This window comes from Collimonas fungivorans (assembly GCF_028292705.1).
In the GTDB taxonomy this organism is placed as follows: Bacteria; Pseudomonadota; Gammaproteobacteria; order Burkholderiales; family Burkholderiaceae_D; genus Collimonas; species Collimonas fungivorans_B.
Genome location: NZ_JAQGLV010000100.1, coordinates 1 through 8107 on the forward strand (window position 1 = coordinate 1; position 8107 = coordinate 8107).

At 60.4% G+C, this 8107-nt stretch carries 10 protein-coding genes; all 10 read right to left on the reverse strand.

The window, feature by feature from the left end; genetic code table 11:
- A partial coding sequence (locus tag JWQ61_RS05075) for a 1-(5-phosphoribosyl)-5-[(5-phosphoribosylamino)methylideneamino] imidazole-4-carboxamide isomerase (protein ID WP_304359563.1) occupies nucleotides 1-503 on the reverse strand: 503 nt, incomplete at its 3' end.
- A gap of 79 nt (nucleotides 504-582) precedes the next feature.
- A complete protein-coding gene (hisH, locus tag JWQ61_RS05080; protein ID WP_304359564.1) occupies nucleotides 583-1221 on the reverse strand; it encodes an imidazole glycerol phosphate synthase subunit HisH in 639 nt (212 codons plus the stop codon).
- 57 nt (nucleotides 1222-1278) lie between these two features.
- On the reverse strand, nucleotides 1279-1875 hold the full coding sequence (gene hisB / locus JWQ61_RS05085; protein WP_061538748.1) for an imidazoleglycerol-phosphate dehydratase HisB: 597 nt from the start codon (nucleotides 1873-1875) through the stop codon (nucleotides 1279-1281).
- Nucleotides 1876-2117: 242 nt separating this feature from the next.
- On the reverse strand, nucleotides 2118-2918 hold the full coding sequence (locus JWQ61_RS05090; protein ID WP_304359569.1) for a site-specific DNA-methyltransferase: 801 nt from the start codon (nucleotides 2916-2918) through the stop codon (nucleotides 2118-2120).
- A 31-nt stretch (nucleotides 2919-2949) separates the two neighbouring features.
- Nucleotides 2950-4275 (reverse strand): histidinol dehydrogenase, encoded by a 1326-nt coding sequence (gene hisD / locus JWQ61_RS05095; protein ID WP_304359565.1) that lies wholly within the window; start codon nucleotides 4273-4275, stop codon nucleotides 2950-2952.
- A gap of 43 nt (nucleotides 4276-4318) precedes the next feature.
- Nucleotides 4319-4966: an ATP phosphoribosyltransferase gene (hisG, locus tag JWQ61_RS05100; RefSeq protein WP_120237381.1), complete on the reverse strand. Its 648-nt coding sequence runs from the start codon at nucleotides 4964-4966 to the stop codon at nucleotides 4319-4321.
- Nucleotides 4963-6213, reverse strand: coding sequence for a UDP-N-acetylglucosamine 1-carboxyvinyltransferase (gene murA / locus JWQ61_RS05105; RefSeq protein WP_304359566.1), 1251 nt, complete (start codon nucleotides 6211-6213; stop codon nucleotides 4963-4965). Before murA ends, hisG begins: the two co-directional genes overlap by 4 nt.
- Nucleotides 6214-6267: 54 nt before the next feature.
- Complete coding sequence (locus JWQ61_RS05110) at nucleotides 6268-6510, reverse strand: BolA family protein (RefSeq protein WP_304359567.1); 243 nt, start codon at nucleotides 6508-6510, stop codon at nucleotides 6268-6270.
- 38 nt (nucleotides 6511-6548) lie between these two features.
- Nucleotides 6549-7304, reverse strand: coding sequence for an ABC transporter permease (locus JWQ61_RS05115; protein WP_041742945.1), 756 nt, complete (start codon nucleotides 7302-7304; stop codon nucleotides 6549-6551).
- Nucleotides 7304-8107 (reverse strand): ABC transporter ATP-binding protein (locus JWQ61_RS05120; protein WP_304359568.1); only part of this gene is annotated, 804 nt, incomplete at its 5' end. The genes JWQ61_RS05120 and JWQ61_RS05115, both read right to left, overlap by 1 nt.

An 8107-nucleotide genomic window follows, 5' to 3' on the forward strand; every position in this document is an offset into this window, starting at 1 on the left:
TAGTCTTCGAATTTCTTGGCCAGGTCGATCACTTCGTGGCCGGACAGCTTGCTCCAGCCGTCGGTGGCGACCTTGCCGTCCTTGGCGTCGAGGCCGACGATGATCTGGCCCGGGAAGGCGCTGCAGGCATCGTGCAGGAATCCCGGATTCTTGACCGCGGCGGTGCCAATGATGATGTAGCTCAGGCCGTCGTCCAGGTAGCGTTCGATGGTGTCCAGGTCGCGGATGCCGCCGCCCAGCTGCACCGGGATTTCCTCGACGCCGTTGAGTATGGCGAATTCGCGCACCGCCTTGATGATGGACTTGACCGCAGGCTCGTTCTTCGGCTTGCCGGCGAACGCGCCGTTCAGGTCGACCAGGTGCAGGCGACGCGCGCCCTGCATCAGCCAATGGCGGGCCATTTCGCCCGGATCGTCGGAAAATACGGTGGCTTGGTCCATATCGCCCTGTTTCAGGCGTACGCAGTGACCGTCTTTGAGGTCGATGGCAGGTATCAGCAGCATGGCTACAATTGTATGAGGTGAAGTCAGTTAAAAATCTGAATAAAAAACCGTATAAACCGGCGGCAATGCCGGAATCTATTCAAGGTTTCCATTGCACGAAATTCTTGTACAGCTGCAAGCCGGCGCTGGCGCTTTTCTCCGGATGGAACTGCGTCGCGAAAATATTATCACGACCGACCGCGCAGCTAAACGCCGCACCGTACTCAGTCTCGCCGAAGGTATGCGCAGCATCGGCCGGCGCTGCGTAATAACTATGGACGAAATAAAAATAATCCTGGTCGGCAATACCATGCCAGAGCGGATGAGACTGCGCCTGGCGCACTCGGTTCCAGCCCATCTGCGGCACCTTGAAACGCGAGCCGTCGTCCTGCAGCCGGCCGTCCAGGCGGAAGCGCACTACCTTGCCGGGCAACAAGCCCAGGCCGGCGGTATCGCCCTCTTCGCTCAGGTCGAACAACATCTGTTCGCCGACGCAGACACCCAGCAGCGGCTTGTTGCGCGCGGCTTCCAGCAGCACCTCCTGCAACCCGGATTCGCGCAGGCTGCGCATGCAGTCCGGCATTGCGCCCTGCCCTGGCAAGACCAGGCGGTCGGCGGACTGGATATCGGCAATCGTGCCGGAGATCAGGACCTCGGCTTCCGGCGCTACCTGGCGCAGGGCTTGCGCCACCGAGCGCAAGTTGCCCATGCCATAGTCAACCACAACAATTTTGTTCATGATAAAGATTCAAGTCCCGAGGAAAGTCCGGGTAAATAAGCTCAACCGAAGCTCACCTTAAAGGCTGCCCTTGGTCGAAGGAATGGTGCCGGCGGAACGCGGATCCAGTTCTGTAGCCATGCGCAATGCCCGGCCAAACGCTTTGAAGACGGTTTCGCATTGATGATGGGCGTTTTCGCCGCGCAGGTTGTCGATATGCAAAGATACCAATGCATGATTGACAAAACCCTGGAAAAATTCGTGGGTCAGATCGACGTCGAAGCCGCCGATCATGGCGCGCTTGAACGGTACATGGAATTCCAGGCCGGGACGGCCGGAAAAATCGATCACTACGCGCGACAGCGCTTCATCCAGCGGCACATAGGCATGGCCGTAGCGGCGGATGCCCTTCTTGTCGCCGATGGCCTTGGCGAACGCTTGCCCCAGGGTAATGCCGACGTCTTCCACCGTGTGGTGGGCGTCGATGTGCAGGTCGCCATTGGCTTCGATATCGAGGTCGATCAGGCCATGCCGTGCAATCTGGTCCAGCATGTGGTCGAGGAACGGCACGCCGGTATTCAGCTTTTGCTGGCCGCTGCCGTCCAGATTGATGGAGACGCGGATTTGCGTCTCGTTGGTGTTGCGCGTGATCGATGCAGTTCGAGGCGTAGACATGTTGAGCTTGAGACCAATTTACTAGGTGGTGGCGCAAGGGCGCCGTGGAGGTAAGTGTACTAAATTATTCGACGATCGGATTTAAGATCGGGATTGTTGCAGCTTCTCTGCTTCCCCCGCTTCCCCATTGATCACTAGTGAAGCCTGGCCAAGGCAGCTTTTTGGGCTGCACCGCCATTTTACCGACATTTTCATGTTTTCCCGCTAATAGCCGTCCTGATAATCGCTATCAGCGTTGCTATTCAAGCCGAACGCTCAGCCAGCGGCCGTTCGCCCGGGGTCTGGCCGTCGAGCTGCGCCAGCCGCTGTTCAATCAGCGCGCAATACTCGAGATTGAGCTCAAAGCCGACAAAGCGGCGTCCGCAGCGGCGCGCCGCCACTGCCGTGGTGCCGCTGCCCATGAAAGGATCGAGCACGATCCCGCCCGGCGGGCAGGAGGCCTTGATCATGCGTTCCACGATTTCCAGCGGCTTTTGGGTCGGATGGTCGGCCCGCTCGCGATGTTCGCGGTGCAGGCGCGAGACGCTCCAGACATCTTTCGGGTTATAGCCCAGTTCCAGCCACTTGGCGCCGACGAAAATCGAGCGCGAGCGGGCTTTCTTGGTTTCGGCGTCGTAGGGAATCCGGATGGCGTCGAGGTCGAAGTAATAGTCCTTGGCGCAGGCAAAGAAGCCTATCGTGTCGTGCACCGACGAAAAGCGTCGGGTGCCGCCGCCCATCGAAGGCACCCGCCGGTCCCAGATGATTTCGTTGTTCATGATCATGCGCTGCTTGAGCATGACAAAAATCTCGGGCGAGAAGCGCCAGGTCAGGAAAATGTAGAGGCTGCCGTTCGGTTTCAGTTTCGGCAAGGCAGCGTCTATCCATTCTTCGGTCCAGCGCAGGTAAGCCGCGGTGTCGAGCTTGTCGGAATCGTTGCCGTAATCCTTGCCAAGGCCGTAGGGCGGATCGGCCAGCAGCAGGTCGACTGAACCGTCCGGGATACGCTGCAGGCCCTGCAGGGCGTCCTCGCCAAAGACACGGTCGATCCAGTCGTCGCTCATCGCTGCCACGCGCCGTTGCCATTGCAGGCTGTCATTGCGGCTTGTCTTTCAAGCGGTATTCGGCGGAGCGGGCATGCGCCTGCAGACCTTCGCCGTAAGCCAGTTCCGCCGCGACCTTGCCCAGGGTCTGGGCGCCGGCTTCGCTGATATTGATGATGCTGGAACGTTTCTGGAAATCGTAGACGCCGAGCGGCGACGAGAATCGCGCGGTGCGTGAAGTCGGCAGCACGTGGTTCGGGCCGGCGCAGTAATCGCCCAAGGCTTCAGATGAAAAACGGCCCAGGAACATGGCGCCGGCATGGCGGATGCGGTCAGCCCAGCGTTGCGGATTTTCGGCGGAAATTTCCAGGTGCTCGGCGGCGATGTGGTTGGCGATCTCGCAGGCATGCTCCATGTCGCGCACTTTCACCAGCGCGCCGCGGTTGACCAGCGATGTGCGGATCACTTCATGGCGCGGCATCAGCGGCAGCTGGCGGTTGATGCTGGCTTCGACGGCGGCGATATACGCCGCGTCCGGACACAGCAGGATCGATTGCGCCAGTTCATCGTGCTCGGCTTGCGAAAACAGGTCCATCGCGATCCAGTCCGGATCGGTAGTGCCGTCGCACAGCACCAGGATTTCCGACGGGCCGGCGATCATGTCGATGCCGACCGTGCCGAACACGCGCCGTTTGGCCGCCGCAACATAGGCGTTGCCGGGGCCGACGATCTTGTCGACCTGGGGAATGGTGGCAGTGCCGTAGGCTAGCGCCGCTACTGCTTGCGCGCCGCCGATGGTGAACACGCGGTCGACCCCGGCGATAGCCGCGGCGGCCAGCACCAGCGGATTCTTGACGCCGTCCGGAGTCGGCACCACCATGATGATTTCCTGCACGCCGGCAACCTTGGCCGGAATCGCATTCATCAGCACCGACGAAGGATAAGCCGCCTTGCCGCCGGGGACATAGATGCCGACGCGGTCCAGCGGCGTGACTTTCTGCCCCAGCACGGTGCCGTCGGCTTCGGTGTAGCTGAAGCCGTCCGAACCGCATTCGATTTTCTGGCGCTGGTGGTAGCTGCGCACGCGGTCGGCCGCGGTCTGCAGGGCGCTGCGACGTTCGGGAGACAGTTCGGCCAGCGCCGCCTGCAATTCCTGCTGGCCGATTTCCAGCAGGCTGACGCTGTTTGCGCTGAGGCGGTCGAAACGATTGGTGTATTCCAGCACGGCGGCGTCGCCGCGCGCCTTGACGTCAGCCAGGATGCGCGCAGCGGCCTGGTCGATGGCTTCGTCTTCGCTGGCCTCGAACGCCAGCAGCGCGTTCAGGTGCGCCTGGAAATCCGGCAGCCCCGCATCGAATTTTCTGATTGCTATGCTCATGTTGCTTCCAGTTTGCTGCGTGCAGTTTCGTAACGGCGGCGTCTTATTGAACCGAAGCTTTTTCAAAAGCTTCCAGGATCGGCTGCAAGCGGTCGCGCTTCAGTTTCAAGGCGGCCTGGTTCACCACCAGCCGCGAAGAGATATCCATGATGTGTTCGACTTCAACCAGCTTGTTGGCGCGCAAGGTGCCGCCGGTGCTGACCAGGTCGACGATCGCATCCGCCAGCCCGACCAGCGGCGCCAGTTCCATCGAACCGTACAACTTGATCAAGTCGACGTGCATGCCTTTGGCAGCAAAGTGCTCACGCGCGGTCAGCAGGTATTTGGTGGCGACCCGCAGGCGCGCGCCCTGGCGGATTGCGCTGGCGTAGTCGAAGCCGGCCGAAACCGCCACCGACATCCGGCACTTGGCGATATCCAGATCGATCGGCTGGTACAGTCCTTCGCCGCCATGCTCCAGCAGCACGTCCTTGCCGGCCACACCGAAATCGGCAGCGCCGTATTGCACGTAAGTTGGCACGTCGGAAGCACGCACGATGATCACGTTGACCTGCGGATCGTTGGTCGCCAGGATCAGCTTGCGCGAAGTTTCCGGATCTTCGGTGACCTCGATGCCGGCTGCCTTCAGCAGCGGCAAGGTCTCTTCAAAGATGCGGCCTTTCGACAACGCCAGGGTCAGCTTCTGGCTCATTTGATTCTTTCGATGTTGGCGCCGACTGCCGACAGCTTGCGCTCCATCTGGTCATAGCCGCGGTCCAGGTGGTAGACGCGTTCGATCAGGGTCTGGCCTTGCGCCACCAGGCCGGAAATCACCAGCGAAGCGGAAGCGCGCAGGTCGGTCGCCATCACCGGCGCACCGACCAGCTTGTCAACGCCCTTGATGATGGCGGTATTGCCCTGGACATCGATGGCGGCGCCAAGGCGGTTCATTTCCTGCACGTGCATGAAACGGTTTTCAAAGATCGTTTCGGTGACATGGCTGGTGCCTTCGGCAATGCTGTTCATGGCCATGAACTGCGCTTGCATGTCGGTCGGGAAACCCGGGTATTCGGTGGTGCGGAAACTGACCGCCTTCGGCCGCGCCGCCATCTGCACGCGGATCCAGTCGTCGCCGGAAGTCAGGATCACGCCCGCTTCGCGCAGCTTGTCCAGCACGGCGTCGAGGATATGGCTGCGGGTGTTTTTCAGCATGACGTCGCCGCCGGTGGCCGCTACCGCGCACAGGAAGGTACCGGTCTCGATACGGTCGGCGATCACAGCATGGTCGGCGCCGTGCAGCTTGTCCACGCCCTGGATCGTCAGGCGGTCGGTGCCGATGCCGTCGATCTTCGCGCCCATCGCCACCAGCAGGTTGGCGAGGTCGGTGACTTCCGGTTCGCGCGCGGCGTTTTCCAGGATCGTCTCGCCGTCGGCCAGGGTCGCTGCCATCAGCAGGTTTTCGGTGCCGGTGACGGTGATCATGTCGGTCACCACGCGTGTGCCCTTGAGCTTCTTGGCCTTGGCATGGATGTAGCCGGCTTCGATCGAAATCTCGGCGCCCATCGCCTGCAAGCCCTTGATGTGCTGGTCGACCGGACGCGAGCCGATGCCGCAGCCGCCCGGCAGCGATACCCGGGCTTCGCCGAAACGCGCCAGCAGCGGACCCAGCACCAGGATCGATGCGCGCATGGTTTTCACCATTTCGTAGGGCGCTTCGAGGTTGGTGATGGCGTCGCCTTGCAAGGTCACGAAATGACCGTCCTGGGTCGCTTTCAATCCCATCTGGCGCAGCAGCTTGAGGATGGTCGACACATCGTGCAGGTTGGGCACGTTGCTCAGCTGCAGCTGGTCGGAGGTAAGCAAACCGGCGCACAGGATAGGCAGCGCCGCATTTTTTGCGCCGGAAATGGTGATTTCGCCGGAAAGGCGGTTACCGCCTTGTATCAATAATTTATCCATGGTGACTTCTCGCTGTGTGGTTCGTTGTATCTGGCAAGGCGCACGCCCTGCCGGTTATTTGTTTTCTTGAAATTCTTCCGGCGTCAATGTCTTCATCGACAAGGCATGGATTTCTTCGCGCATGCGGTCGCCCAGCGCCGCATAGACGATCTGGTGGCGCTGTATCGGACGCTTGCCGGCAAAGGCGGTCGACACGATCACCGCCTTGAAATGCTGGCCGTCACCCTCGACATCCAGGTGCGAACAGTCGAGGCCGGCGGCGATGTAACTTTTAACGAGATCGGGTGTAGGGAACATAATATTTTCTCAGTTGTTTTTCCAGCTTGATGCCGTACTCAGTGTCGCAATTTGTAGCCGCGCTTCAGCATCTGCACCGCTACCGCCGACAACAACGCCAGGAATATGCAAATGATCAGCAGGCTGATCAGCGGGTTAATGTCTGACTGCCCGAAAAAGCCGTAACGGAATCCGTCTATCATATAAAAGAACGGATTCAAATGCGATACGGCCTGCCAAAACGGCGGCAACGATTTGATCGAATAAAACACGCCGGCAAGAAAGGTCGCCGGCATGATCAGGAAATTCTGGAACACCGCCAGCTGGTCGAACTTGTCGGCCCAGACGCCGGCGATCAGGCCCATGGTGCCCAGCAGCGCCGCTCCCAGGAAAGCGAAAATCACGATCCACCATGGCGCCACGAAAGACAGGTTGCCGAACCAGGCTGTAATGACAAACACGCCCAGGCCGACTGCCACGCCGCGCACTACCGAGGCCAGCACATAAGCGCCGTACAGTTCCCAGTGCGACAGCGGCGTCAGCAGGACAAACACCAGATTGCCGGTCATTTTCGACTGTGTCAACGATGACGAGGTATTGGCGAAGGCATTTTGCAACACGCTCATCATCACCAGGCCGGGAATCAGGAACGCGGTGTACTGCACGCCGGGATAGACCTCGATGTGGTCTTTCAGGGTATGGCCGAAAATCAGCAAGTACAGCATCGCCGTCAGGATAGGCGCGCCAATGGTTTGCGTCGCCACTTTCCAGAAGCGCAGCACTTCCTTGTAGAACAGGGTTTGGAAACCGATCATCATTTGACACCGCCCGCGCTGTATTCGTCGGCAAAAACATTAAACCCGCTGGCGCTGACCTTGCTGTCCATGATCTGCAGGAACACGTCTTCCAGGTCGGCCTGCTGCAGCTGCATGTCCTCGATCACCGCGCCGGCATGGCGCAAGGCGCCGAGGATCGGTTCGACATCGGCATATTCATTGACCCGCAGCGCGAACTTGCTGCCGTCGGCATGCAGCACCAAAGGCTGCAGCGCCGCCGGCAAGCTGCCGCTGGACAGGTTGATCAGCAATTGCGAGCCGGCGATGCGCTTGATCAGCGCCGAGGTGGAATCGAGCGCCACCACCTGCCCCAGCTTGAGCATGGCGATGCGGTTGCACTGCTCTTGAGCTTCTTCCAGGTAATGCGTGGTCAGGACCACGGTGTGGCCTTCGCGGTTGAGGCGCGAAATGAAGCGCCACAAGGTCTGCCGCAATTCGACGTCGACGCCGGCGGTCGGCTCGTCCAGCACGATCACCCGCGGCTTGTGCACCAGCGCCTGCGCCACCAGCACGCGCCGCTTCATGCCGCCCGACAGCGCGCGCATGTTAGTGTCGGCCTTGTTGGTCAGGTCGAGGTTTTCCATCACCTCGTCGATCCACTTGTCGTTGTTCTTCAGGCCGTAATAACCGGACTGGATGCGCAAGGTTTCGCGCACCGTGAAAAACGGATCGAACACCAGTTCTTGCGGCACCACGCCGAGATTGCGGCGCGCGGCGCGGTAGTCGCTGACGACATCGTGGCCGTGGATCGTAACGTTGCCTGAATCGGGCCGGTTAAGGCC